General features: G+C 32.8%; 20 protein-coding genes and 1 pseudogene. 16 read left to right on the top strand and 5 right to left on the bottom strand.

All coding sequences use genetic code 11. From position 1 onward, the window contains the following. Window positions 1-74: 74 nt before the first annotated feature. Window positions 75-791, bottom strand: a complete 717-nt coding sequence (locus ACSUE0_RS07080; protein ID WP_119613502.1) for a class I SAM-dependent methyltransferase — start codon at window positions 789-791, stop codon at window positions 75-77. A 527-nt stretch (window positions 792-1,318) separates the two neighbouring features. Here ACSUE0_RS07080 and ACSUE0_RS07075 point away from each other — a divergent pair. After that, window positions 1,319-2,941 (top strand): BCCT family transporter, encoded by a 1,623-nt coding sequence (locus ACSUE0_RS07075; RefSeq protein WP_119613501.1) that lies wholly within the window; start codon window positions 1,319-1,321, stop codon window positions 2,939-2,941. 177 nt (window positions 2,942-3,118) lie between these two features. On the opposite strand, the gene cudC is transcribed toward ACSUE0_RS07075, so the two are convergent. Continuing rightward, entirely contained in the window at window positions 3,119-3,679 is a 561-nt protein-coding gene (cudC, locus tag ACSUE0_RS07070; protein ID WP_107552188.1) for a choline uptake/conversion transcriptional regulator CudC, read from the bottom strand. A 199-nt stretch (window positions 3,680-3,878) separates the two neighbouring features. Here cudC and betB point away from each other — a divergent pair, with 199 nt between their 5' ends. Continuing rightward, entirely contained in the window at window positions 3,879-5,372 is a 1,494-nt protein-coding gene (betB, locus tag ACSUE0_RS07065; protein WP_119613500.1) for a betaine-aldehyde dehydrogenase, read from the top strand. 59 nt (window positions 5,373-5,431) lie between these two features. After that, complete coding sequence (gene betA / locus ACSUE0_RS07060; RefSeq protein WP_119613499.1) at window positions 5,432-7,114, top strand: choline dehydrogenase; 1,683 nt, start codon at window positions 5,432-5,434, stop codon at window positions 7,112-7,114. A gap of 372 nt (window positions 7,115-7,486) precedes the next feature. Here betA and ACSUE0_RS07055 read toward each other — a convergent pair whose 3' ends face one another. Continuing rightward, window positions 7,487-9,649 (bottom strand): bifunctional glycosyltransferase/CDP-glycerol:glycerophosphate glycerophosphotransferase, encoded by a 2,163-nt coding sequence (locus ACSUE0_RS07055; RefSeq protein WP_119613498.1) that lies wholly within the window; start codon window positions 9,647-9,649, stop codon window positions 7,487-7,489. 474 nt (window positions 9,650-10,123) lie between these two features. Between ACSUE0_RS07055 and ACSUE0_RS07050 the strand changes: the two genes are divergently transcribed. From ACSUE0_RS07050 to ACSUE0_RS07040, 3 genes are all read left to right on the top strand, one after another. Further along, window positions 10,124-10,561 carry a GNAT family N-acetyltransferase gene (locus ACSUE0_RS07050; protein ID WP_119613497.1) on the top strand — a complete coding sequence of 146 codons (438 nt, stop codon included), beginning with the start codon at window positions 10,124-10,126 and terminating at the stop codon, window positions 10,559-10,561. A 245-nt stretch (window positions 10,562-10,806) separates the two neighbouring features. Further along, window positions 10,807-11,433, top strand: coding sequence for a nitroreductase family protein (locus ACSUE0_RS07045; RefSeq protein ID WP_119615096.1), 627 nt, complete (start codon window positions 10,807-10,809; stop codon window positions 11,431-11,433). Window positions 11,434-11,896: 463 nt separating this feature from the next. After that, a complete protein-coding gene (locus ACSUE0_RS07040; protein WP_119615094.1) occupies window positions 11,897-13,036 on the top strand; it encodes a CapA family protein in 1,140 nt (379 codons plus the stop codon). A gap of 49 nt (window positions 13,037-13,085) precedes the next feature. Here ACSUE0_RS07040 and ACSUE0_RS07035 read toward each other — a convergent pair whose 3' ends face one another. Beyond that, window positions 13,086-14,027, bottom strand: a complete 942-nt coding sequence (locus ACSUE0_RS07035) for a nucleoside hydrolase (RefSeq protein ID WP_119615092.1) — start codon at window positions 14,025-14,027, stop codon at window positions 13,086-13,088. Window positions 14,028-14,320: 293 nt separating this feature from the next. Here ACSUE0_RS07035 and ACSUE0_RS07030 point away from each other — a divergent pair, with 293 nt between their 5' ends. The 6 genes from ACSUE0_RS07030 to argB all read left to right on the top strand — a co-directional run bounded on the left by ACSUE0_RS07030 (window position 14,321) and on the right by argB (window position 22,682). Further along, window positions 14,321-15,721, top strand: a complete 1,401-nt coding sequence (locus ACSUE0_RS07030; RefSeq protein WP_119615090.1) for an MFS transporter — start codon at window positions 14,321-14,323, stop codon at window positions 15,719-15,721. Between the two features lie 559 nt (window positions 15,722-16,280). Continuing rightward, window positions 16,281-17,921, top strand: a complete 1,641-nt coding sequence (locus ACSUE0_RS07025; RefSeq protein ID WP_119614372.1) for an APC family permease — start codon at window positions 16,281-16,283, stop codon at window positions 17,919-17,921. Between the two features lie 460 nt (window positions 17,922-18,381). After that, the gene (gene rocD, locus ACSUE0_RS07020) at window positions 18,382-19,572 is read left to right on the top strand and encodes an ornithine--oxo-acid transaminase (protein WP_119614371.1); all 1,191 of its coding nucleotides are present in this window, start codon (window positions 18,382-18,384) and stop codon (window positions 19,570-19,572) included. Window positions 19,573-19,614: 42 nt separating this feature from the next. Then, the gene (gene argC / locus ACSUE0_RS07015; RefSeq protein ID WP_436956710.1) at window positions 19,615-20,646 is read left to right on the top strand and encodes an N-acetyl-gamma-glutamyl-phosphate reductase; all 1,032 of its coding nucleotides are present in this window, start codon (window positions 19,615-19,617) and stop codon (window positions 20,644-20,646) included. 23 nt (window positions 20,647-20,669) lie between these two features. Continuing rightward, the gene (gene argJ / locus ACSUE0_RS07010; RefSeq protein ID WP_119614369.1) at window positions 20,670-21,908 is read left to right on the top strand and encodes a bifunctional glutamate N-acetyltransferase/amino-acid acetyltransferase ArgJ; all 1,239 of its coding nucleotides are present in this window, start codon (window positions 20,670-20,672) and stop codon (window positions 21,906-21,908) included. 12 nt (window positions 21,909-21,920) lie between these two features. Next, window positions 21,921-22,682, top strand: coding sequence for an acetylglutamate kinase (gene argB, locus ACSUE0_RS07005; RefSeq protein ID WP_119614368.1), 762 nt, complete (start codon window positions 21,921-21,923; stop codon window positions 22,680-22,682). Window positions 22,683-22,809: 127 nt separating this feature from the next. Here the strand turns inward: argB and ACSUE0_RS07000 are convergent, their stop codons facing one another. Continuing rightward, window positions 22,810-24,045 (bottom strand): ArgE/DapE family deacylase, encoded by a 1,236-nt coding sequence (locus tag ACSUE0_RS07000; protein WP_119614367.1) that lies wholly within the window; start codon window positions 24,043-24,045, stop codon window positions 22,810-22,812. 204 nt (window positions 24,046-24,249) lie between these two features. Here ACSUE0_RS07000 and ACSUE0_RS06995 point away from each other — a divergent pair. From ACSUE0_RS06995 to ACSUE0_RS06980, 4 genes and pseudogenes are all read left to right on the top strand, one after another. After that, window positions 24,250-24,639 (top strand): annotated as a pseudogene (locus ACSUE0_RS06995) (DUF1398 family protein). A gap of 170 nt (window positions 24,640-24,809) precedes the next feature. After that, window positions 24,810-25,349 (top strand): NADPH-dependent FMN reductase, encoded by a 540-nt coding sequence (ssuE, locus tag ACSUE0_RS06990; RefSeq protein ID WP_119614366.1) that lies wholly within the window; start codon window positions 24,810-24,812, stop codon window positions 25,347-25,349. 160 nt (window positions 25,350-25,509) lie between these two features. Next, window positions 25,510-26,094, top strand: coding sequence for a TetR/AcrR family transcriptional regulator (locus ACSUE0_RS06985; protein WP_119614365.1), 585 nt, complete (start codon window positions 25,510-25,512; stop codon window positions 26,092-26,094). A 4-nt stretch (window positions 26,095-26,098) separates the two neighbouring features. Continuing rightward, a complete protein-coding gene (locus tag ACSUE0_RS06980; RefSeq protein ID WP_119614364.1) occupies window positions 26,099-26,638 on the top strand; it encodes a hypothetical protein in 540 nt (179 codons plus the stop codon). Window positions 26,639-26,697 lie beyond the last annotated feature (59 nt).

The following is a 26,697-nucleotide window of genomic DNA, read 5'->3' as shown; positions in this document are numbered from 1 at the left end:
GTTGTAGGCATCTTGTATATCAAAATATAATAAAAATTATATCTATTATAAAAAATACGTAATAATAACTGTATCTATTTTGTAACGGATATTAAAAATATGGGCGTTGGGTTATAGAAAGCATCCTTTTCATTATAAATGCGATGATATACTCCTTCATCAAGATGTATATGATTAAAACCTAATTCTTTAAGTATTTGGATATCATATTGTGGTCGGAGTTGATGATTAATTGGGATACTTTGCTTAATAGCTTCGCTTTCTACTAGCATGTCTTTATCAAGTGTGTCATGAGCATGATTTGAACCAATCGATTTATAGGCTTCAAATGAATCTTTACCATAATCAGCATCAATATTTATCAGCTTGCCCTGGGGTTTTAATACGCGTAACCACTCTTTATAAGCAGCATTTGTATTTGGTAGGAGCCAAGTTACGTTTCTTGAGATAACGATATCAAATGTTTCATCTTCAAAGTCTAGATTTTCAGCATCCATAATTTTAAAGTCTAGATTTTGTTTGAAGTGTTGTGCATTTACTTTAGCATGTTCTATCATTTCTGGTGAAAGATCTATACCAGTAACTGTTCCTCCGTGCTGAGTGCATAAGATTGCTAAAAATCCAGCACCAGTACCAATATCTAATATTTTCATACCTTCATGTATAGGGGCTATTTGGTTGATTTCATCAATCCAGGTTAGTGCATGTTTACTCTCTAATTCTGCTTGTTTATTTTCGCCAAAAGAGCCAGCTCGTTTATCCCAGTAATTAATAATTTGTGATTTTTGCATTTACAGTACTCCTTTATTTAATTCGCCTAAAAAGCTTTTTATTTTATTATAGAATATTTGAAGGAAAAAGTGAGTTAAGACGATTAGAACATTAAAGTTTTACATTTTATTGCCAAAAATGACATGCATTTTATCTAATTAAAAATTTCTAATTTTATACTTTTTAGGTATTAAGAATTTAAAATTTTAATAATAATTAATTCTAATTTTTTGAATTCAAAGAAAAAAATGAAACAAATATTTATGCATTAATTAAGCATAAATATCCAATTAGTAAAATTGTAAGATTCATTAATTATGTTAAATTTAAACTTAACACTGTGATTGTGGCAATTTTCATATGATGGATAAATGTTCGTTTTATATAATTATTCATATTTTGGTAGTGAGATTTTTGAATGTAATTTGCATTATTATTTAAAGTTCGTTAGGCTCATGTTTGTGAATTAATATTTTGTTTTGCTAACATTTATTTATTTTAGCAACTTATACATAGTTAAGAAAACTAAATTCAGGGGTGTTCAAAAATGGAAAAGAATAAAGTCATGGATTGGACGACCTTTATAGGATCATCGATAATTTTACTTATTGCAGTAATTCCTATGATGGTCTTTCCAAAAGCAAGTCAAGATATTATTACTAAAATGAACGATGCTGTTTCTAGTTCAATAGGTGCTATATATTTACTAATTGGCTTAGCAACATTGATTTTTGTATTATACATAGCTTTTGGTAAATATGGAAACGTAACTCTAGGTAAAGCAACAGATAAACCTGAGTTCAATAATTTTAGTTGGGCTGCAATGCTGTTTTGTGCAGGAATTGCTTCTGATATTTTATACTGGGGTATAATTGAATGGGCATTTTATTATCAAGACCCTCCACATGGCGGTAAAGGTATGACGGATAGTGCGCTTAATTATGCAACTATGTATGGCATGTTCCACTGGGGGCCAATTGCATGGGCAACATTTGTATTACCGGCACTTTGTATTGGTTACCTTGTATTTGTGAAAAACAAGCCAGTCTATAAAATTAGTCAAACATTACGTCCTATACTAAAAGGACAAACAGATGGTATTGTAGGAAAAGTAGTTGATATTGTCTTTATTTTTGGTTTGTTGGGCGGAGCAGCTACATCATTAGCATTAGGTGTGCCGATGATTACAGCAGGAATAGAACGTCTTACAGGAATAGATGGAGATAATATGCTCATGAAGAGCATTATTTTGTTAGTTATTACAGCAATATTTGCTTATAGCTCATATTCAGGGTTGAAAAAAGGTATTAAAGTTTTAAGTGATGGAAATGTAATATTGTCATTTGTATTACTCGGATTTGTATTAGTTGTAGGGCCGACCGTATTTATAATGGAAACAACAATTACTAGTATGGGTAATATGTTTAAAAACTTTTTCCAAATGGCGACATGGATCGAACCATTTGGCGGTATAGGGGGACGTAAAGAAACAATGTTCCCTCAAAAATGGACGATATTTTATTGGGCATGGTGGATAGTTTATGCACCATTTATTGGATTATTTATTGCACGTATATCAAAAGGTCGTACACTAAAAGAACTTGTTTTAGGTACACTAGTATATGGTACGTTGGGCTGTATGTTATTCTTTGGTATCTTTGGAAACTATGCAGTATATTTACAAATAAGTGGTCAATTTAATGTAATTGAATTCTTAAATACGCACACTACTGAAGCTACAATTATTGAAGTGTTACATCATTTGCCATTTCCTAACTTAGTTATTATATTATTCTTAGTTTCAGCAATTTTATTCTTAGCAACAACATTTGACTCTGGTTCCTATATTTTAGCTGCAGCATCACAGAAAAAAGTGATTGGTGAGCCATTAAAAGCAAATCGCTTATATTGGGCGTTTGCTTTGTGCTTGTTACCATTTGCATTAATGTTAGTAGGTGGTGAGCGTGCATTAGATGTATTGAAGACAGCTTCTGTATTAGCGAGTGTACCAGTACTTGTTGTGTTTGTAATGATGATGATTTCATTCTTAAGGACATTGTCTGAAGATCGACTCAAATTGGAGCATCGTGCTGATAAATATAGAGAAGTAGAACGACGTTCATTAAGAATTACACAAGTGAGAGAGAAAAAAGAAGACGACAATTTATAAATTGCAAAATAGCTGCCGACATGCTGTCGGCAGCTATTTTTATACACTTTATTAATTAAATGAAAATGAAACTCCACATATTAGCGAACAAGATTAAATTAAGTATATAGGACAAAAATGAAGGCGAATCATTAACAGAATAAGTAATGTGACCTTTATTCTTATAAATTTGAAAACTTATTCTTCTCTGTGCGTTTCTTTTGGTATGGGGAAGTATTTAAATATTTCCCCACTTTCAAGCGCATCACTTAATTGATCTAACCATTCATAATAAGGCAATGTATCAACGAGTTGCTGTTTAGTTTCAAGTGCATCACTCTTAGTAGCCTCATCAACGTTTTTATCATTAATGATGTTATCTAAAATTGCAACTGAATCATGGACAGCTTCAGCGTTAATGACAATTTCTCTCCTCCATTTTCGAGTGAAGAAATTTCTGAAGAAGTTAAAGAAATCTTTTTCGGCTATGAAATGCTGTTTTCTACTTCCACGTGTGAATTGTTGTTTTACTATATCAAATTCTTGGAGTCTTTTAACGCCAGCACTCATACTCGGCTTACTCATTTGTAATTGTTCGCGCATTTCGTCCAACGTCATACTATCTTCGAAAAGCATAGTACCGAATAAATTTCCGACACTTCTATTGATACCATATAAATCCATTGTCTCACCAATTGCATTGATAACAATGTCTTTGGCTTCATCTAATTGATTTTCAGGGTTATTAGAATGTACCAATTTGTACACCTCCGGTTAAAATTTTTTAAGTTCAAACTAAGGAAGGACAATTAATCTAAGTAATATAGATACCAGACCATAATTGAAAATGAGTGTGTAATATTTGAACTCGTTTGACACCCTTTCAATTACTATGCTAACATAAACTCTATAAAATTCGTTAAATAAAAATTTAACAAACTTAACGGAGGTAATTTTAATGGAACTTGTAAAAAATTTATCTCGTCGTCAATTTATTGATGGTGAGTGGGTTGAAAGCTCAAATAAAGAAACAAGAAAAATTATTAATCCATTTAATCAAGAAGTGATTTTTGAAGTTGCAGAAGGAACAGCTGATGATAGCGAGCGTGCAATATTGGCAGCTAGACGCGCATTTGAAGATGGCGAATGGGCTAACGAAACAAGTGAAACTCGCGGTAAGAAAGTAAGAGCAATCTCTGACTTAATCGTTAAGCATCGTGAAGAATTAGCTAAACTTGAAACATTAGACACTGGTAAGACGTTAGAAGAATCTTATGCTGACATGGACGATATTGCTAATGTATTTAATTTCTTTGCTGGACTCGCAGACAAAGATGGTGGTGAAATTATAGATTCACCAATTCCAAATACAGAGAGTAAAGTTATCAAAGAACCAATTGGTGTTGTTACACAAATCACACCGTGGAATTATCCTTTACTTCAAGCATCTTGGAAAATAGCACCTGCATTAGCTTCAGGGTGTTCATTAGTCATGAAGCCGAGTGAAATTACTCCGTTAACAACTATTCGTGTATTTGAATTGATGGAAGAAGTAGGTTTCCCACAAGGTGTGATTAACCTTGTACTAGGTAAAGGTTCAGAAGTAGGTGAGCCCTTATCATCACATAAAGAAGTGGACCTAGTATCATTTACTGGTGGTATTCAAACAGGTAAACATATTATGAAAAATGCGGCAGATAACGTAACAAATATTGCTTTAGAATTAGGTGGTAAAAATCCAAATATTATATTTGATGATGCTAATTTTGATTTAGCAGTAGATCAAGCGTTGAATGGTGGATTTTTCCATGCAGGTCAAGTTTGTTCTGCAGGAGCAAGGATTATTGTGCATAACGATATTAAAGAAAAATTTGAAGCAGCACTTATAGAAAGAATAAAAAATATTAAATTAGGTAACGGTTTTGACGAAGATACAGAAATGGGACCAGTCATCTCAGCAGAACACCGTGAAAAAATTGAAAACTATATGGAAGTTGCTAAATCTGAGAATGCAACGATTGCAATTGGCGGTAAACGCCCAGAACGTGAAGATTTACAAGACGGTTTCTTCTTTGAACCAACAGTTATTACGGATTGTGATACGTCAATGCGTATTGTACAAGAAGAAGTGTTTGGACCTGTTGTAACGATTGAAAGTTTCACAACTGAAGCAGAAGCAATCGAACTTGCTAACGATTCAATTTACGGATTAGCAGGTGGCGTGTTTACAAATGATGTTGGAAAAGCAGAACGTGTAGCAAATAAATTGAAAATGGGTACCGTTTGGATTAACGATTTCCATCCATATTTTGCACAAGCACCATGGGGTGGATATAAACAATCAGGTATTGGTAGAGAGCTTGGTAAAGCAGGATTAGCTGAATATCAAGAAGAAAAACATATTTTACGTAATACAAATCCAGAGCCAGTCAATTGGTTCGGTAAAGCATAACTAAATTACAAATAAAGAAGGCTAAATAACATTTAATAAATTCAGGAGGCAGTATAACAATGAAAGAATCATATGATTATATCATCATAGGGGGCGGTAGCGCCGGTTCAGTACTAGGTGGCCGTTTAAGTGAAGACGTATCAAATAATGTACTTGTATTAGAAGCGGGACGTAGTGATTATCCATGGGACTTATTAATACAAATGCCAGCAGCTTTAATGTATCCTGCTGGAAATAAATTATATGATTGGATTTATGAAACGACGCCAGAACCACATATGGGTGGCCGTAAAGTTGGTCATGCACGTGGTAAAGTTTTAGGAGGTTCAAGTTCAATTAACGGTATGATTTACCAAAGAGGTAACCCGATGGATTATGAAAAATGGGCTAAACCTGAAGGTATGGATTCATGGGATTTCGCACATTGTTTACCGTATTTCAAACGACTAGAAACAACATTTGGTTCTACTAAAGATAATCCTTACCGCGGACATCATGGACCAATCAAGTTAAGACGTGGTCCTGCTGATAACCCATTATTCCAAGCATTTTTTGAGGCAGGCGTAGAGGCAGGTTATAACAAAACCCCAGATGTAAATGGTTTCCGTCAAGAAGGTTTTGGACCATTTGACAGCCAAGTGCATAATGGACGTCGTGTATCGGCTTCCAGAGCGTATTTACATCCAGCGATGAAACGTAAAAACTTAGAAGTACAAACACGTGCCTTTGTTACTAAATTAAACTTTGAAGGTAATAAAGTTACAGGAGTAACATTCAAGAAAAATGGTAAAGAGCATACAGTAAATGCGAAAGAAGTTATCTTATCCGGTGGTGCAATTAACTCACCACAATTATTACAATTATCAGGAATAGGTGATTCTGAACACTTACGTTCATTAGGCATTGAACCCCGTATTCACTTACCAGGCGTTGGTGAAAACTTTGAAGACCATTTAGAAGTTTATGTGCAACATGCATGTAAACAGCCAGTATCAATGCAACCAAGTTTAAATAAATTGAAGATGCCATTTATTGGTTTACAATGGATCTTAGGACGTAAAGGTGCAGCAGCATCAAATCACTTTGAAGGTGGTGGATTCGTTCGCTCTAATGATGAAGTAGATTATCCAAACTTAATGTTCCACTTCTTGCCAATCGCAGTAAGATACGATGGTACGAAAGCGCCAGCTGCGCATGGATACCAAGTGCACGTTGGACCTATGTACTCAAATTCTCGTGGTCACTTGAAGATTAAATCAAAAGACCCGTTTGAAAAACCTGAATTTGTATTCAACTACTTATCTACTGAAGAAGATAAACGCGAGTGGGTTGAAGCTATTAAGGTAGCTAGAAATATCTTGAAACAAAAAGCATTAGATCCTTTCAATGGTGGAGAAATTTCACCAGGGCCTGAAGTACAAACAGATGAAGAGATTATAGAGTGGGTAAAACGTGATGGCGAAACTGCTCTACATCCATCATGTAGTTGTAGAATGGGTCCTGCTTCAGATGAAATGTCTGTTGTAGATCCAGAAACATTCAAGGTTCATGGTATGGAGAATTTACGAGTGGTGGATGCTTCGGTAATGCCACGTACAACAAATGGTAATATCCATTCTCCAGTTCTAATGATGGCAGAAAAAGCTTCTGATATCATTCGTGGTAAGAAACCATTAGAACCAGAATACATTGATTTCTATCGTCATGGTGTACATGATAAAGACGCCGGTATAGTTAAGTAAATACTAGATTTTTAGTTTAATATAGATAATCTTAAGGCTGAGACAACTTTTAATTGTCTCAGCCTTAATCTTTATATTAGCAGTAGATAATGTCCTGATTTTATATAAATTAGGTTTTTTCTTTAATTACATACTGTTTTATTGAATGATAGACAATCTGATTTTATATGTTTAGAGTTTATCGTAAAATAAAAAATTGAAATACAAAAAAGAGCCCGTGATGCACGGACTCTTTCTTTATTCAGAGGCGACTTATGCACAAGCACTAGTATAGCTCTGTTTATTTTATTATTAGCCTTGTTAGTAATTAAGTCTCAATGAAATGACTGTAATTAAATTTAGGTTGTTATAATACAATAGGGTAAAAATAAATTATTTATACTTTTTACCTGTAATTAAATCTGCAATTGCTTTAGAGCCTTTACCTTTTTCTAATGAACAGAAGTCATTATAGAAATTATCAATTTTATCTTTATAATCAATAGCTACTTGATCTAAGTTTTTTAGATCTTCTGTTAACTGGTAAGCATCTTGATGGATAGGACCAGGTAAATCTTTGTGATAATCAAGATAGAAACCACGTAAGTCTTGTCCATATTTATCTAAATCATAAGCAAAAAAGAACTGTGGTCTTTTAAGCACGCCGTAATCAAACATTACAGATGAATAATCTGTAATTAGACAATCTGAAATTAAATACAATTCAGAGATATCACTATAGTTTGATACATCAATTGCAAAGTCTTCATAACCACGTAAATCCAACGCGTTAGAAATAAGGTAATGCATTCTTAGTAATACGACATATTCATCGCCTAATTGCGCTTGTAAGTTATCTAAGTCAATTTGTAGGTTGAATAGATATTTACCTTTTTTGACGAATTCATCGTCTCTCCATGTTGGCGCGTACATAATAACTTTCTTATCTGCAGGTAAGTTTAGGTTTTCTTTAATTTGCTGAATATATGCCTTATCGTTTGCGTGATTTACCAACACGTCATTTCTTGGGTATCCAATTTCAAGAATTTGTTCTGGATTCATCCAAAAAGCAGTTTCGAATATTTTAGATGAATAAGCATTAGGTGAAACAAGATAATCCCAACGGCTTGTTTCTTCTCTGAAATTACGTTTGTAATTATCAGTTGTTGTTCCAGGCATGCGAATCACTTTCATATCATTTGCTAGACGTTTCAAAGGTGTACCATGCCAATTTTGAATATAAACTTGGTTAGGCTTTTTATTTAAATATAAAGGTAGTCTTGCGTTAGTTACCCAATATTTAGCTGTTGAATAAGCCTCATAATATGCTTTAGACCCTTTTTTAACTTTTTTAGCCGATCCAGGTATTTGAACTTTCGAAGGATTCTTGAAGACCCATATAAATTCATAATTTGGGTGATGCTTCATCATATATTCATAAATATATTTAGGACTATCACTATAGTTTTTACCGCCAAAGGCTTCGAATACGATTCTGTTATTCTTCACTTTATCTTCGCTATCAGTTAATTGGTAAAGTGCACGATGTTTATTTTTTCTACGTAAAACAATGTTTTTAACTAAACGTGCTTGCTTTCTAAATTGGTTCACTTTAAAAGCAAAATTGCGTTTGTTGAACATAAGCATTAATGATTCAATCATAAATAATGGTTTTTCATTTTTAAATATTGTAGGTAGTAATTCGCGCGTCACTTTTGGAAGTAATTCACTATTGTTTTCGTAACGTTCAGGTAGTTTTCTCAGTGATGGTTCAAAAGAACGTTTGAATAAATTTTTCATTTTATTTTTAATGAATATTTTGTTTTCTTTTAGTGGTGCGCGTTTAACAGAATCTGAGAAACTATAGACATAATCATTAAATATAATGCCGAAGTCTTGTTGAGATAATGCTGGTTTTAAAAATGGATCATAGATTTCCCCTTTAATATAGAAAGGGAATCGGCTGATACGCACGAAGTCGTTAGCATATTTAATGAATTCTAATATAAATGACCAATCAACAAAGATATTTAAGTCTTCGTTAAATTGTAGATTATGCCCACGTGCGATTGCCGTTTTGAAAATAATATTACAAACCGTTTGTTTACGTAAAAATTGGTTTGATTTTGTTTTTGTATTTAAATATTCTGTACGTACTAAATTTTGATCAACGTACTGAGGAATATCTAAAGTGAAAGAATGAATAGGTGCAATTAAAGCATCGAAACTATTCAATTTTTTCATGTAAAATGATAAAGCATAAGAAGCTAGATAATCATCTGAATCAATAAAAATAAAGTAAGGCGATTCAACTTCTTTAAGACCAATATTTCTGGCATGTGCATGGCCAGTATTATGTGGTAAATCTATTGCTTTAATGGGAATATCCCAATCTTTAGCAGTTTCTATCGCTATTTTTTTAGAATTGTCAGTTGAACCATCATTAACTAAAATGAGTTCAAAATCTTGGAATCTTTGGTTTTTAAGACTACTCAAACATCTTTCGATATAATCTTCTGAGTTGTAATAAGTCACTATGACTGAAATGGACATCATTATGTTCCCTCTTTTTTTAAATTTTCTCTATATTTTTATACAAGGTAAAATATTAACAAATATCAATCTCAAATATCAACTATTAATACATAGGTAGAAAGACTGATTTTGTAAAATACGCTCTGAAATTATGGTATAGGTAGTATTGAATTATTAAATCTAAAGCACATATTATAGCGTGGTTTAAAACTGTAATTGAAAATAAACGGGTTTAGATATTTATGCAAAAATAATTATAATTTGCTTTAGTTCTTTTTTGCCAATTTATTTTTTGTAAAAGTGCTACTAATATATTTTACTATAAATTTACAATTAATATAGTGTGTAATTAAAATTTAAAACATATTAAACGCTTACATTTAGTTAAATCTTTATCTCGTATGCAAAAAAATAGATGTTTTAGGGAATTGAGGTATTAATTAAAGATAGATTGTGTGCGTGTGCATAATGAAAAATGGAGGAGTGGAATATATTATGTCTATTAGAAAAGCGAATACTCAAGAGTTAGTAGAGATAAATCAAATGGTACCAGATGTGTTTGCATCATCTGTAACTGTAGATTTTAATTTGAGTGCGGAGTGTATGCGTACGATGTCTAAGCAATTACAAGAAGAAGGTGCATCGTATTTTGTTTATTCTAAAGATGAGGTTATACGTGGGTTTGTACTTGTAGATAAGAAAATAGACGCTATTGAACAGAAAGAATATGGTTTTATTTATGAATTATATGTGTTAGAAGCTTATAGAAATCAAGGCATAGCTAAAGAGTTAATTCACTTTGTTAATGATTACTATAAAAAACACAATGTGAGTGAAGTAAGGCTCAACGTATATGCAGGGAACGATGCGAAATATTTATATGAAAAAATAGGATTTCGTGAAAGAACTATTTCAATGTCTATTGATATTTAAATATGATTATTCAAAATTTTATGTGCTTTAAATAAAATTACTTTAAATTGAGTTCAGATAATAACTAATTATTTATAGAATGCCATTTCTTTTGGAAAATTTTTATATATGTAAAGATTGATTGGAATAAGGTTTTAGAATGTTTTGTTATGTTATGAAAAATATTTATAAACAAATGATTTGTAAAAGTGGTCAAATTGAGTATAATTTGATTTTGTTAAAAATAATTGAGGAGTAGAAAAAGAATGATAAATAAAAATTTTGAAGATATTTTAAACAATAGAAAATCAGTGAAAGTGTTTGACGACCAATTTAAAATCCCTAGAGAAGAAATGGACGAAATGATTCAAAAAGCAACGAAGGCCCCATCATCTGTTAACATGCAACCTTGGCGTTTTTTAGTAGTGGAAAGTGATGAAGGTAAAGATAAATTACGTCCGCTAATTCGTTTTAACACGCGTCAAAACGATACATCATCAGCAATGGTAGTTATTTTTGGTGATATGCAAAGTCAAACTTATGGTGAAGAAATTTATGGCAATGCTGTAAAACATGGCTTTATGCCAGAAGAAGTTAAAAATGAAATGTTAGATAAAGTTGTAGCGCTTTATGATAGTGCCCCTAAAGAGCAAATGAATGATATCGTTAAAATTGATAGTAGTTTAGCTGCAATGCAATTTATGTTAGTTGCTAAAGCACATGGCTATGACACAAATCCAATTGGTGGATTTGAAAGTGATCAAATAGCTGATGCATTTGATATTGACGCAGAACGTTATGTACCTGTATTAATCGTTGCTGTTGGGAAAGCAAAAAATCCAGCGCATGATTCATATAGATTACCTACTGAAACTGTTACAAAATATGTTTAGTCTTTCATTTGACAATAAAATGAGTATCTAAATCATTTATTTGAATATAATTGAATATAAAATCATCAAAAAAAATAAAACATCAAAGCGTATTTACAACTTGATGAAGTGACTAATATTTAAAGGTACTTATTCCAAGACTTTTAGCTATTTGTCACTTCTGTAATATTCTATAGATTGAGGCTGGGGCAAATTAATTGTCTCAGCCTTAATTATTATATAGAACTTTTACTTGAGCGATCGCTCAGGTGAATTATTTATTCTTACAATACTAATTGTCTTTACCAATAGTATAGGATAACGAAATTTTTTAAATAAAATAGATTCCTGTTCCATTAATAATTTTCACTTTGTTAAAATTAAAATAGTTTCTCAATATAATTGAATCGCAGAACGATAAAAACTATACTGAAATTAATATAATTAAATTTAAAAGATAATTCTTGATGAGAGGGCGTCTTTGATGAGGTATCGTATACTTTTAACTTTATTGATTTCACTTTTTTTAACGTTATGTATATTTTGTTTATCAGATCAAAAGCATTTAACCCATAAAGCATCTTTTTATGCTGTAGGTGATAATTTAATACATCCAGTTGTATATCATGATGCATTACAAAGCAAGGGTAGTTATAATTTTGAGCCTATGTATAAATCATTAAAGAAAGAAATACAAGCAGCAGATATTGCCTATATAAATCAGGAATCACCGATTGGTGGAGATGAAAAAGGGCTTTCTGGTTTTAAACAGTTCAATACACCTAATGATATTGCTAAAGATGTTATCAATACTGGATTTAATGTAGTGAATGGCGCCAACAATCATGCTTTGGATCAAGGTACTGATGGATTATTAAATGAAATTAATGTGTGGGAGCATTTCAAGGGTGTATTTTATACAGGTACATTTAAATCACAAAAAGATAGAGATACCATTCCGACATTTAACAAAAATGGTATAAAAATTGCAATGCTAAGTTATACATACGGCACGAACGATATTAAACCGGAAAATAAATATCAAATTAACTACTTTAATGAGGAACAAATCAAGAAAGACGTAGCGAAAGCTAAAGAACAAAGTGATATGGTTATGGTATCGGCACATTGGGGTAATGAAGGCAAACATGAGCCTAATGCAAAACAGAAAAAATACGCCAAGGTATTTGCTAATGCTGGCGTCGATGTAGTAATAGGAACACATCCTCACGTGATTCAGCCAGTCCAATGGGTGAACGGCAACGATAATCATCGAACATTGGTTGCTTATTCCCTGGGAAATTTCCTCAATGGCCAATCTACTGGCAATGAAAGCAATGCGTTAGGGGGCAACCTTCAGTTTAATATTGAAAAACAACCTAAAGGCATAACAATCAAAGATGTAAAATGGAAGTCATTAGTAACACATTATGAAATTGCGAATCCACTTGATAATAATACAAGACAAAATTTTAAAATGTATCCACTGGCTGATTATAGTAATAATAAAGCTAAGCAACACGCTTTGAATACAACTGAAGAAAATGAAATGACTAAAGATAAAATGGAATCTATTACTAAAAAAGTCATAGATAATCAATATTTAGATGACAGCAGTTATTAAAATTATGTAACCCCCTGAACCGTTGAATTAAAGTTCGGGGGGTTGCCTATTACTTCGTAACTTTTTTAGCTAAATCAGTAATATACTTGAAGAAATTATCATGGTCAACATGGTCGATTACTGAAATGGGTCTACCGCATTGATCGTCGACATAAGTTTTACCTTGGCTAGGACCCTCTGTATATACAGATACATTTAAATCATGCTTACGAATCAGATCAGGCATGCCAATATAAGCTGTAGTTAAGACATCCCAAAGAAAATAAGTTGAATTCGTTTGGAAATGAGTCAATGGTGGAACAGCTGCATAACTTACACCTAAAAAATCTACCCCAGGATAATGGCGTTCATTGGCCCACGCTTGTCTAACATCCCAAGTCATAGGTACTTGATTGGTACTTTCTAAAGCAACCATATCTATTTTAATCTCTGTATCAAAAACTGTTTTTACGGCTTCTGGATCCCAAAATGCATTCCATTCTGCAGTGCCATCATGTTCAGGTTCTTCCACATTACCTTTCTCTAAAAATGTTCCGCCCATCCATACTAAGCGTTCAATATTTTGAACAATTCTAGCATCTACAGTGATTGCTTTAGCTAAATCAGTAAGTGGTCCAGTAAAGAGTAAAGTAACTTTTTCAGGACTATTATGAATTTTATCAATTATATCTCGATAAGCTTCATGTTTTAGAATATTAGAATGTCCATTTGTAGGCTCGTTTAAGATGGGTAACGCATCCATAAAGAAAGCGTGCATACGCCAATCTTTTGGAAATGGATTTTTACCACGTTCTTTTGAAGCGGCTATGTGAATTGGTTGTTCAGAGAAACGATTGACAATTTTTTGAGAGGCACTTACTGCAGGCTCGATATAACTATCTGCGCCAATGGCACTAACACCAACAATCTTTATATCATCCATATGCAATAAAAGAAATAAGGAAATTAAATCATCTACGCCACCATCATGATTAAAATAAATTTGTTTCATTTTTAAATACGCCTCCATAAGTTGTGATGCTTTTATTATAACAAAATTAAATAGTATTAGTTATGAGTTTGAAAGTAGTTGCTTAGCATTAATATAAGTTTTTTGGTAACTACAAATGTTAATTTAAGTTGGATATTTTAGTTAAATATAATCGTCATAAAATGAGCTATACATATTAATTGAAAAATATTTTTGGAAATTAAATCGACTATTATACGAATTTTAAGTGTTTACAAAATAATACATAGGTTATGTTATATTAGATAGAAACAAATTAAGGGGTGTTTTTATCTGTGAAGTTTGAAAAAGAAAAAGTTAACAGAGTAGATTCGGATCAAGCAAAAAAAGGTGTGGTAGCTACAAGTATCGGTAATGCCATTGAATGGTTTGACTTTGGCTTATATGCACAGTTAGCAGTCATTCTAAGCGCAAATTTCTTTGGGAATTTACCACAAGAAATGCAAATAGTCTCTACGTTTGCTGTATTTGCTTTTGCATTTATTGTTAGACCTATCGGTGGTATATTCTTCAGTCATTTAGGGGATAAATATGGACGGAAAATTGTACTGTCGACAACGATACTACTTATGGCAGCATCCACACTGATGCTTGGCTTATTACCAACACAAGAACAAATTGGTATATGGGCTCCGATTCTATTACTAGTAGTTCGTATGATTCAATCATTCTCGACAGGTGGAGAATATGCAGGTGCAATGACTTATATTGCTGAAACGGCGCCTGATAAGACTCGTGGTAAATTGGGAAGCGGTTTAGAAATTGGAACACTTTCTGGTAGTATAATGGCGGCGATTTTAGCGGGCTTGATGTATTCATTATTAAGTAATCAACAAATGGAAGATTGGGGTTGGAGAATTCCGTTTATTCTCGCCGCACCTTTAGGTATTGTGGGGATTATTTTACGTTCAAGCTTAGATGAAAGTCCTGCCTACGAATCTACATTAGAAGAAAAAGAGGAATTAGAATATTCTTATTTAGATATATTTAAATATTATTGGAGAGATGTTGTCGTTTGCTTCACTGGTGTTGCATTTTTGAATGTCGCAAACTATATGGTGCTCTCTTATATGCCTTCCTTCCTAAACTCAACCATTAACTTGGGTGGAACGATGGGTTCTATATTAAGTACTGTAACAATGTTAATCATGATACCTGCAGTGTTCTTCTTTGGTTGGTATAGTGATAAAGTTGGTAATAAACGGACAATAATATTTGGATTAGCAGGGTTTAGTTTGTTTTCAATACTTGCTTTTTGGTTAATGAGTATACCAATGATTCCATTCGTATTATTAGGCTTGTTTATTATTGCATTATTCATGTCTACATTTGAAGGTGTAATGCCTTCAGTCTTACCAAGTATGTTCCATACAAAAGTGAGACTACGTACGCTATCACTTGTATATAATATTGGGGCAGCAGTTTTTGGTGGTTTAACACCATTTATCTTGTCTACTTTAGTAGAAACTACAGGGCAACAAATTGCACCATCTTATTATCTAATGTTTATTAATGTGATTGGACTCATTATTTTCATAACGATGTTTAAATCTACATCCAACAAGTCGCTTAGAGGTTCATATCCTAACGTCGAAACTCAAGCAGATTATGAAGATGTTGTAAAAAATCCTAACGATGCACTTTGGTGGGAAGAAGAAGAAAAACATAAAAAGTAAGTTCGAAATAAAGAACTAACAGCTCTTTTTACAGAAGAGTGTCTATAATTAGATGATTGTATATAATTGTTTAGTGGTTTATTTAGTTTTTATATTTGTGTGACATTATAAAAAAGCAGTATTTACAAGGTTTTTTAAGAAATAAATGTAAATACTGCTTTATTTTGTATTTATACACATTAAAAGTAAATGTGATATTAAATTTGTTTTTTAATGTACTATAAAATGCGTTAAAGACTGGTGTTATAGGCTTCAAGCAACATTTACTACTTTTTAGAATTTATTTGTATTTATACTTTAAATGAATAAATGAGTAACATTAAAAAATAAGCCTTCACGTTATTTGTATCGCGAGGTCAAAGTGTATAAATTGTGCAAAACTATCATACATTAGCCAGCTCTATAATGTATAAAAATACTGAAACATACATAGATTGGCACTTGGGTTGTTGATTTGACTTGAATTGTAATCAGAGTATAATAACGAAATATACAAGAGAGTGTATAAACTTTACATTTTCTTGATATGAATATAAAAGATGTTTAAATAGGAGTAATTATGGAACAAAAGGATGAAAGTAATAAGATTAATTTACCGCAGTTGGTATTGTTAGGTTTAGGGTCGCTCATTGGTTCTGGTTGGTTATTTGGTGCCTGGGAAGCTTCATCTATAGCGGGTCCAGCTGCAATTATTTCATGGATTATAGGTTTTGTAGTCATTGGATCAATTGCTTATAACTACATAGAGATAGGTACGATGTTTCCACAATCAGGTGGAATGAGTAACTATGCACAATATACTCACGGTTCATTGTTAGGGTTTATTGCCTCTTGGGCTAACTGGGTGTCATTAGTAACTATTATCCCAATCGAAGCAGTATCAGCAGTACAATATATGAGTTCATGGCCATGGTCATGGGCAAAATTCACAACAGGTTTAATGAAAGATGGTTCTATAAGTAACGCTGGATTAATGGCAGTATTTGTAATTATTATTATATTTTCGTTATTGAACTATTGGTCAGTTAAACTGTTAACTTCATTTACAAGTTTAATTTCAGTATTTAAATTAGGTGTACCGTTATTGACGATTATTATGTTAATGATTTCCGGTTTTGACACAGGCAATTATGGACATACAGTAGGTCAATTTATGCCTTATGGTTCAGCGCCTATATTTGCAGCGACAACCGCTTCAGGTATTATCTTTTCTTTTAATGCATTCCAAACGATTATTAATATGGGCTCAGAAATACAAAAGCCCGAAAAAAATATCGCGCGAGGCATAGCTATTTCACTAACATTAAGTGCGGTGTTATACATAGTGCTTCAAAGTACATTTATTACATCAATGCCTAGTGACATGCTTCATGAAAATGGCTGGAGTGGTATTAATTTTAACTCTCCATTTGCTGATATGGCCATTCTTTTAGGTTTGAATTGGTTAGCTATTTTATTATATATGGAAGCTGTTGTTTCGCCATTTGGCACAGGTGTATCATTTGTTGCAGTAACTGGTCGTGTACTACGGGCAATGGAAAAAAATGGTCACATCCCTAAATTTTTAGGTAAGATGAATGAAAAATATAACATTCCACGTGTGGCTATTATTTTTAATGCCATTATTAGCATGTTAATGGTGTCATTGTTCCGTGATTGGGCGACATTAGCAAGTGTTATATCAACAGCAACACTAGTTGCCTATTTAACTGGACCGACAACAGTTATTTCATTACGAAAAATGGCTCCGAATATGCATAGGCCGTTTCGTGCAAACTTGCTGAAATTTATGGCGCCATTCTCATTTGTGATGGCATCGCTAGCGATTTATTGGGCGATGTGGCCGACAACTGCGCAAGTAATCTTTATTATTATTTTAGGTTTACCAATCTACTTCTTTTATGAATATAAAATGAATTGGAAAAATACTAAAAAACAAATCGGAGGTAGTTTATGGATTATTTTATATCTTATAGTACTTGCTTTCTTATCATTTATAGGAAGTAAAGAATTTAAAGGTATGAACTGGATCCACTATCCATATGATTTTGTAGTAATTATCATCATTGCACTAATATTTTATAAAATTGGTACGTCTACTTATTTTGAGAGTGTTTACTTTAAACGTGCTAAGAAGATAAATAATGATATGCGTGTAGATTTAAAAGAGAAACATGAGGCAGGGCAAGGAGTAGAATGATTTTAATAGAGAAATATGTATGAAGAGTGTTTTAACGATGTGTTATAGCACATAATAATGAACTAACATCTAACTTTAAACTTGTCTCAAACTATAGAGAAACAAGTCAACTTTGTGGGGCAAGCATACGGAATTAAATTATTTTGTAATTTCGTGTGCTCGCCTTTTTTTATTTACTTTTATGTTTTACATAATGAGTTAACCCTATTTTATTGGAGTGCAATTTAACAGTATACTATGTATTATGCAGAATAAATGCATATAAAATAATGTATAACTCCATACTAATTATTTTGAAAATTTAGATAAATTACCTTTTGATTGCTATAAATAAAGGTTTTGAATAATTTTTTAGTGTAAAAATTCAAAAAACCTTTGACTAATAGTAAAAATAAGCGTATTATATATGAATATTAATTCAATTTTTAGAATAAATATAAAAAAGGAATGAGGATTTTTGATGAACGATTTATTTGCACTAACAGATCAGTATAGTTCGAACAATTATAGCCCGCTGAAATTAGCATTGACTAAAGGCCGTGGCGCTCAAGTTTGGGATGTAGAAGACAATAATTATATAGATTGTGTTTCGGGTTTCTCAGTCGTCAATCAAGGACATTGTCATCCTAAAATTATAAAAGCATTTCAACAACAAAGTGAAAAAATAACAATGGTTTCTCGAGCTCTATATAGTGACAACCTAGGAAAATGGGAAGAAAAGATATGCTCACTTGCTAATAAAGAAAAAGTACTTCCAATGAACACAGGTACTGAAGCTATTGAAACAGCGATTAAAATCGCTCGTAAATGGGGCGCAGATGTTAAAGGTATCGCCGATGGTGAAGGTGAAATCATAGCGATGAATGGCAACTTCCATGGTCGTACGCTAGGTGCCTTATCGCTATCTTCTCAAGAAAGTTATAAACAAGGTTTTGGACCATTGTTAGATAACGTTCACTACACTGACTTTGGTGATTTAAGTCATTTAAAAGATTTAATTAATAAAAATACAACAGCTATTATATTAGAACCTATTCAAGGTGAGGGCGGGGTTAATATTCCACCCGATAATTTTATAAAAGAAGTACGTAAGTTATGCGATAAACATAATGTGTTATTTATTGCAGATGAAATACAGGTAGGCCTTGGACGTACAGGTAAAATGTTTGCTATGGAATGGGAAGGTGTAGAACCTGATATTTATTTACTCGGTAAGTCACTTGGCGGAGGCCTTTATCCAATATCAGCAGTATTAGCTAACCACGACGTGATGGACGTATTAACGCCAGGGACGCATGGATCTACATTTGGAGGTAATCCACTTGCTTGTGCAGTTTCAATGGCTGCATTAGATGTACTAATCGAAGAACAGCTAATAAAGAATTCTGCAGACCTTGGACAAAAGTTATTAAATGAATTACAACTTATAGACAGTAATATCATTTCTGACGTGAGAGGTAGGGGATTATTTATCGGATTAGAATTAACAGAAGCAGCGCAACCATATTGCTTAGAAATGATTGACAAAGGTGTGTTATGTAAAGAAACACAAGGCAACATTATTCGTATTGCGCCACCACTAGTTATTAATGAACAAGAGATAGGTAAAGTAATCAGCGTAATTACAGAAGTATTAGAAAAAGAAAAATAATAGCGTTTTAAAAGACCGAATATTCAGAAAGGACTGAATGTCATGACAGATGTTGGTATTGTTGGAGGTAGTGGTTATGGAGCTATTGAATTAATTAGGTTATTAATACATCATCCATATGTAAATGTTAAATATATATTCTCACATTCAAAAATTGATGAACCAATCAAAGAAACATTTCCTCACTTGAGTCACTTAACACATCAATATGAAGCGCTAAATAGTGAGCGTATTGACTGTGATGTTGTATTTTTTGCAACACCTTCTAATATAAGCAAAGATTTAGCACCGTCATTAATTGAAAGAAATATTAAGGTTATTGATTTGTCGGGTGATTTCAGATTGGATGATAGGGCAGTATATAAACAATTCTATGGTGAAACAGCAGCACCACAAGAACAATTAGAAAAAGCCAATTATAGTATCGCTGAGTGGTCGAATATTGAACCGAATAATACGCAATTAGTTGCCAACCCCGGTTGTTTCCCTACGGCTACATTGTTAGCTTTACATCCACTCGTTGATCAACAAATCATTAACAATGACTCTATTATAATTGATGCCAAAACGGGTGTGTCAGGTGCGGGTCGATCACTAGCGCAACATGTCCATTATTCAGAGATGAATGAAAACTTTAGCGCTTATGCGATAGGTAAGCATAAACATAAACCTGAAATAGAGCAGTATATTTCAAAGCTAGCAAATGAAAATGTAAAAGTAGTATTTACCCCACATCTCGTACCGATGACAAGAGGTATATTATCAACAATTTATGTAAAACTTAATAAACATATGACCAACGAAGATTTACATGCAACTTTCACAGATTATTATGATGATAAATCATTTGTTCGTATTAGAGATATTGGTATTTATCCGAAAACGAAAGAAGTCTATGGCAGTAATTTTTGTGATATTGGGATTTATGTCGATGAAGATAGTCAAAATGCAATTATAGTATCGGTAATTGATAACTTAGTTAAAGGGGCAAGCGGCCAAGCGATACAAAACTTGAACTTAATGTATGGATGGAAAGAAAATACAGGATTAACTCAAACACCAGTATATCCATAAGTTAATTTGAAAGGGGAGAGAAGATGATAGATATTGAAACGATTGATACATTAAACCAATTAAATATAGATTTACAAGGTGATGTAAGTTCACCATTAGGTTATATTGCAGGCGGTTTTCATGCAGGATTAAGAAGAAAGAAAAAAGACTTCGGTTGGATTTATTCGACTACAGAAGCGACAGCTACAGGTGTATATACACTGAACCGTTTTAAGGCTGCTCCTTTAAAAATAACTGAAGATAGCATTAATGCTAATAAAACATTACAAGCAATTGTGGTAAATTCAGCAAATGCGAACTCATGTACAGGTGAAAAAGGCATGCAAGATGCTCTAGATACACAATCTTGGGTAGCAGAACATTTGAATATTGATCAACAAAACGTTGGTGTTGCATCCACTGGCGTTGTTGGTGCGTTCTTACCTATGGATAAAATTCATTATGGCACACAGCATGTTTTGAAAGAAGAATATAATAATAGTCAATTTTTCAATCAAGCCATTTTAACAACAGATACTGCGACTAAACATTTATCAGTACAAGTTGAGATTGATGGTAAGACAGTAACTATTGGTGGTAGTGCTAAAGGTTCTGGTATGATACATCCAAATATGGCTACAATGCTTGGATTTATAACAACTGATGCTAATATTGATGCGGATACTTTGGACTATTGCCTGAAGCAAGCAACAGATCAGTCGTTTAATATGATTACAGTTGATGGTGATACAAGTACAAATGACATGGTACTATGTATGGCTAATGGCCAAGCGAACAATAGTAAAATTGACGCCTTACATCCAGAATGGCATAAATTTGTATATGCCTTTAATTTTGTAAGTCAATACCTTGCGAAATCAATTGCTAAAGATGGTGAAGGTGCGACGAAATTAGTTACTGCAAAGGTGACAGGTGCGCCTAATGTCAAAGAAGCTAAAAAAATTGCTAAAAGTATCGTGTCTTCTAATTTGGTGAAAACTGCTATACATGGTGGAGATGCAAACTTTGGTAGAATTGTAACTGCAATAGGTTACGCATCACAATTTGTAGAACCAAATGAGACAAATGTTTCTTTTTGTCAGTTACCAGTGCTAGAACAAGGAATTTATTTAGCGTTTGATGAACAGTTATTAAAAGAACGTCTAACAGAAGATAACATTGTAATAGAAGCTTCAGTTGGAAACGGTGATGGTGAAGCGGCAGCATATGGTTGTGATTTATCATATGAATATGTGCGCATTAACGCATCGTATAGAACATAAGGAGTGTGTCAGATGAGTTATATTGTTATAAAAATAGGCGGTAGCACTTTAACTAATTTACATGATTCGACGATTGAGGATATCTCTAAATTAAAGCAACAAGGCTATCAACCAATCATAGTTCATGGTGGCGGGCCATTTATAAATAAGGCATTAGAGCAACAAGGTGTGGCGCCTTTGTTTGAAGATGGTTTAAGAGTTACGACAGAAGAAGTATTGTCAGTAACTAGTCAAACGTTAATAGGTACTGTAAATCCAGATCTAGTAAGCAAAATTAATCAATCTAATATACAAAGTATTGGTATGAATGGTATAGATGCTAAACTTTTTGATGTAGCGCCACTAGACGAGAAATATGGATACGTAGGTGAACCCAAAGATATAAATACATCTGTATTTGATAAAGTAACGGACCAATTTATTCCAGTTATTGCTTCAATTGGTATGAATCAAGCAACGTCACAATTATATAATATTAACGCGGATACATTAGCTTATAAAATAGCACAAGCACTTAATGCGCCACTCTATCTTTTAAGTGATATACCAGGCGTATTAATCGATAAAGAAGTGCAATCTACGTTGAACGCAGAACGTATTCAGTGTTTTATCGATCAAGAATTGATATATGGAGGAATGATTCCAAAAGTACAAGATGCAATTCAAGCAATTGAACTTGGCTGCCAGAAAGTTGTGATTGCAGCAGGAAGCGAATCACATATTATTCAAAAATTACAAGATGGCGAAAATATAGGAACAACCATACAACAATAGATATATTTTTGGCAATAGTAACTGTATGTAAATTATTAATATATGGAATAACATAAAGAATATGAAAAAGGGCTTAAGTCTTATAATACATAAGAGTTAAGCCCTTTTTCATATTTAATGATTCATTCTATTTATGGTTGTTTGTGTAAGTAGTTAATAAGTCTGTATAGAAGTCAATAAATTTGAAGTACATTGATTTTTCAACTCGTTCGTCAATTTGGTGTGGTTTTTCACCAGGGCCAAATACTAAGAATGGGAAGTTTTCATCTTTACCACGTAATAAATTAGAAGCATCTGTAACGCCACCGATTGGAGCTGCAATGAAATCTTTATCAAACGCTGATTTAGCAATTGTTTGAGCAGTATCGATTAGGCTGTTTTCACCTGTAGTCAGAACAGGGTCTAAATCAAGATATAAATCACTTTCTAATCTAGCACCGTTAGTATTATGTTTTTCAAGTGTATCGTCAAACAATGCTTTAACTTGATCGTTATTATACTCTGGAATTGTGCGAATATTGAAGTCTGCATCTGCATCTTCTGGTACAGAGTTGACTTGAACGCCGCCTTTAATTAAAGTGTTTGTGATTACAAGGCCTTGTAGAGCATTTTCAATTTCTTCTGCAGCATATGTTGCAGATAGGGATTGTTTCATTCTATCTATAAAGTGAGTAAAATCTAAAGCATTGCCTTTTACTTCTTTGGAAATTTTATTATAAGAAGCATCAATATCTTGAATAAATTCGATTAAGGGCTTAATTGCGTTAAAGCCGAGGATTGGCATTGAGCTATGTGCGGATGTACCGTGAGATTTTATACGATAGTCCATTGAACCTTTGTGTGCATAAACCATCATATCTTGACATGGTTCAGCTATTACAAGTGCCTCAACATCGTCCATATAACCTTTTTCGTATAAACTTTGTGAACCAAGTTGCTCCATTTCTTCACCAGTTGTAGCTAAGAATTTAATACGTCCTTGTTTCAATGATTGTGTGTTGTTGATTTCAATTAATGCAATGGCTAAAGCGGCAAGACCAGATTTCATATCTGCAGCGCCACGACCATACAAGAAACCATCGTCTTCAGTTAATGTGAATGGCTCGTAAGTCCATTGGCTATGATCACCTTCAGAAACAACATCCATGTGACCGGAAATACCGATAACAGGTTGCCCTTCGCCAATTTCAGCAATTAAGTTAGCTCTACGGTCATCAATTTTATCAATCATAGAATCAATACCGTGTTGTGCAAATAGTTTTTGAATATATTCGCACACTTCAATTTCATTATCATTTACTGTGTTCATTGCCACAATATCAGATAAAATTTGTACTTTTTCTTCGTTGGAAAATGTACTCATAACATACCACTCCTTTTAAAAAACTATCACAATTATACATCTGACAATTTAATTTGATAAGCAAAAGGACTTTTATTTAAAATCTTATAATAATTTTATTTATTTTGTGTAAAGTTATTACAATATATTTGATTGCAGGAAACCTTGTTTTGTCAAACTATTAAAGTATGATGGTAAAAAATAAAATACCGAGGGAGAAAGATTATGACTTTTTCATTGTCTGCAATTCAACAAGCACATCAACAATATACTGGGGTAGATTTTCCAAAACTATTTTAAGCGTTTAAAGCAATGGGTATAACAATTAATACCGTTGATATTCAAAATAGAACTACAGTATATACGCATCAAAGTGGAGAACAAATTATAGATAGAGTTGTGAAGAATAATGTACCTATATCACACCATACAGACAAAGAGCAAATACAAGAATCATTGAAACAACATCAAATAGGTGAAACAGATTTTCCAAGCTTTTGTGATGAAATGGCTCAATCAGGAATTTACAAGTGGCATATAAGTATTGATACTAGGACATGTGCTTACGTAAATTTAAAAAATGAAATTGTTATAGTCGAACAGATTCCACAATAATTATTTGATTGAGATATAAGTAAAGAATTGAGTTTTAAGACGAATGCTATGACAGTATTAATCATTGATGATACGGTAGGCTCATAGAATAATTATCATTTGAAGTCAGCATGTTTTGTGTTGTTTATTAGAGTGATGTTATATAAAGCTGAGGGAAGGGGTTCATTAATATGGCAAGTGTAGCAATTATTGCAGGTGGCAATAAAATACAATCACGTTTAACAGGTGTAGTGGATTATGCTGAACAATATTTGAATGATGTAGGTATTGATACTGACATCATTCATGTGCATCAGTTAGATGCAGAAGCATTAATTACAGCAGATTTTTCAAATGATTCAATTAATGAAACGCACAAAAAAATTGAAAATGCAGATGGCATTATCATTGTATCTCCAGTCTTTAAAGCAGCATATTCAGGTATAGTTAAGACTTATCTCGATTTATTACCACGTGGTGCATTTACTGGGAAAACTGTATTACCTTTAGCATTAGGTGGCACATTTGCGCATGTACTTGCGATTCAATATAGCTTAGACCCAGTGATTAAAGAGCTAGGTGCAGATACGATTCATAAAGGTAGATTTATTTTAGATAAGCATATTACTGCAAATGAAGATGGGACATATGGCTATGATCAAGAAGCGAAAGACGGGCTGAACAAAACGTTAAAAAAGTTTGTCAGTGATAAATCTCAAGTGACAGAATAAATTGAAATTAATAAAAATAATAAAGACACAATCTATGTTTTGTGTCTTTATTTTCTCTTTTTTAACACAGTTGTATTAAAAAGTGTTAAGATGAAGTGAATAATTTGACTCCCTTTATTTGGGCTTAATTAACACAGTTGTATTAAAAAGGATGACGAAGATGCCGAAAATTGTAGATCACGAAAAGAAAAAAAAGCAAATTGTTCAGTTTGCATGGCAATCCATAGTAAATGAAGGTGCTAAAGGTGCGACAGTTAGGAACATTGCAAATTTAGCAAAAATGACACCAGGACAAATACGCTATTATTATCCGAATCATAGCAAGTTACTTGAAATGGTATTTTTGGAAGTTATAGCAAAAGTTAAGCAAAGAATCCAAGACATATATAGTAATGAAGAATTATCCATTGTAGATAAAGTAATACAAGGTCTGTTGGCTGTTATACCACTTGATAAAGAACGACATGCCGATATGGAAGTTTGGATGGCTTTTCATTATGAATTACATCAGATTGGCAAAGAATTCATGAGGGATGAAATTAAGTCATTAATTGAGTTATCAATAACGTATTTAGACAAACACGATTTATTAGATAATTCGTTGAATCAAAATTTGTCAATTATAAAAGCACACGCTTTATTAGATGGGTTAGCATTGCATAAATTATTAAACTCAGAAATGATAGCAAATGAAGATATTATTCAGTTAGTAGTAAATGAAGTGAATTCTTGGTTAAAGGAGTGAAAATATGAATTGGATTGTAATATTACTTATAGCAGCAGAAATATTATTTTGGGTGTTTATTGTACTCGGACTGATATCACGCTATGTGATGAGGAGAGAAAAGTTAGGATTATTTTTCTTGGTACTTACGCCTGTTATTGATTTAACTTTAGTTATTACTATGAGCTTAGATTTGTTAAACGGGGCAGCGGCTACAATGCCACATGGTATAGCAGCAGTTTATATAGGTGTTTCTATAGCATTTGGTAAACAAATGATTAGATGGGCAGATAAAAGATTTAAATACTTCGTTTTGAAAACAGGTGAACGACCTATCAAAGCTACTGGAATTAAGCATGCAAAAAAATATTTAATAAGTTGGATTAGACATGTGTTTGCCTATATTATAGGTACTGGATTGCTATGGATAATCATTGGAATTGTCGGATATTCCGGTTATCTAACAGCACTGGTTCATGTAATTAAACTATGGACTTTAATATTAGTGATAGATTTATTGATAGCTTTAAGTTATTTTATATGGCCGAGACCAGAAAAGTCTTGAATATTTTGAAAAAGCGATGCGCATACGTGTGAAATCAAAATTGCTGATTTTATATGTGA

The sequence above is a fragment of the Staphylococcus sp. AS1337 genome (assembly GCF_051408735.1).
Taxonomy (GTDB): domain Bacteria; phylum Bacillota; class Bacilli; order Staphylococcales; family Staphylococcaceae; genus Staphylococcus; species Staphylococcus xylosus_B.
Note: the sequence above shows the minus strand (reverse complement) of the source record. Positions and strands in the feature narration are given on the sequence as shown.

Excerpts from the sequence above, each read along its gene's own strand:
- ACSUE0_RS07025 (WP_119614372.1), top strand. The coding sequence starts at position 16,281 with ATGGAACAAAAGGATGAAAGTAATAAGATTAATTTACCGCAGTTGGTA.
- argJ (WP_119614369.1), top strand. The coding sequence starts at position 20,670 with ATGATAGATATTGAAACGATTGATACATTAAACCAATTAAATATAGAT.
- ACSUE0_RS07050 (WP_119613497.1), top strand. The coding sequence starts at position 10,124 with ATGTCTATTAGAAAAGCGAATACTCAAGAGTTAGTAGAGATAAATCAA.
- ACSUE0_RS07040 (WP_119615094.1), top strand. The coding sequence starts at position 11,897 with ATGAGGTATCGTATACTTTTAACTTTATTGATTTCACTTTTTTTAACG.
- rocD (WP_119614371.1), top strand. The coding sequence starts at position 18,382 with ATGAACGATTTATTTGCACTAACAGATCAGTATAGTTCGAACAATTAT.
- betA (WP_119613499.1), top strand. The coding sequence starts at position 5,432 with ATGAAAGAATCATATGATTATATCATCATAGGGGGCGGTAGCGCCGGT.
- ACSUE0_RS06985 (WP_119614365.1), top strand. The coding sequence starts at position 25,510 with ATGCCGAAAATTGTAGATCACGAAAAGAAAAAAAAGCAAATTGTTCAG.
- ACSUE0_RS06980 (WP_119614364.1), top strand. The coding sequence starts at position 26,099 with ATGAATTGGATTGTAATATTACTTATAGCAGCAGAAATATTATTTTGG.
- ACSUE0_RS07045 (WP_119615096.1), top strand. The coding sequence starts at position 10,807 with ATGATAAATAAAAATTTTGAAGATATTTTAAACAATAGAAAATCAGTG.
- betB (WP_119613500.1), top strand. The coding sequence starts at position 3,879 with ATGGAACTTGTAAAAAATTTATCTCGTCGTCAATTTATTGATGGTGAG.
- argC (WP_436956710.1), top strand. The coding sequence starts at position 19,615 with ATGACAGATGTTGGTATTGTTGGAGGTAGTGGTTATGGAGCTATTGAA.
- ACSUE0_RS07035 (WP_119615092.1), bottom strand. The coding sequence starts at position 14,027 with ATGAAACAAATTTATTTTAATCATGATGGTGGCGTAGATGATTTAATT.
- ACSUE0_RS07075 (WP_119613501.1), top strand. The coding sequence starts at position 1,319 with ATGGAAAAGAATAAAGTCATGGATTGGACGACCTTTATAGGATCATCG.
- argB (WP_119614368.1), top strand. The coding sequence starts at position 21,921 with ATGAGTTATATTGTTATAAAAATAGGCGGTAGCACTTTAACTAATTTA.
- ssuE (WP_119614366.1), top strand. The coding sequence starts at position 24,810 with ATGGCAAGTGTAGCAATTATTGCAGGTGGCAATAAAATACAATCACGT.
- ACSUE0_RS07000 (WP_119614367.1), bottom strand. The coding sequence starts at position 24,045 with ATGAGTACATTTTCCAACGAAGAAAAAGTACAAATTTTATCTGATATT.
- ACSUE0_RS07080 (WP_119613502.1), bottom strand. The coding sequence starts at position 791 with ATGCAAAAATCACAAATTATTAATTACTGGGATAAACGAGCTGGCTCT.
- ACSUE0_RS07055 (WP_119613498.1), bottom strand. The coding sequence starts at position 9,649 with ATGATGTCCATTTCAGTCATAGTGACTTATTACAACTCAGAAGATTAT.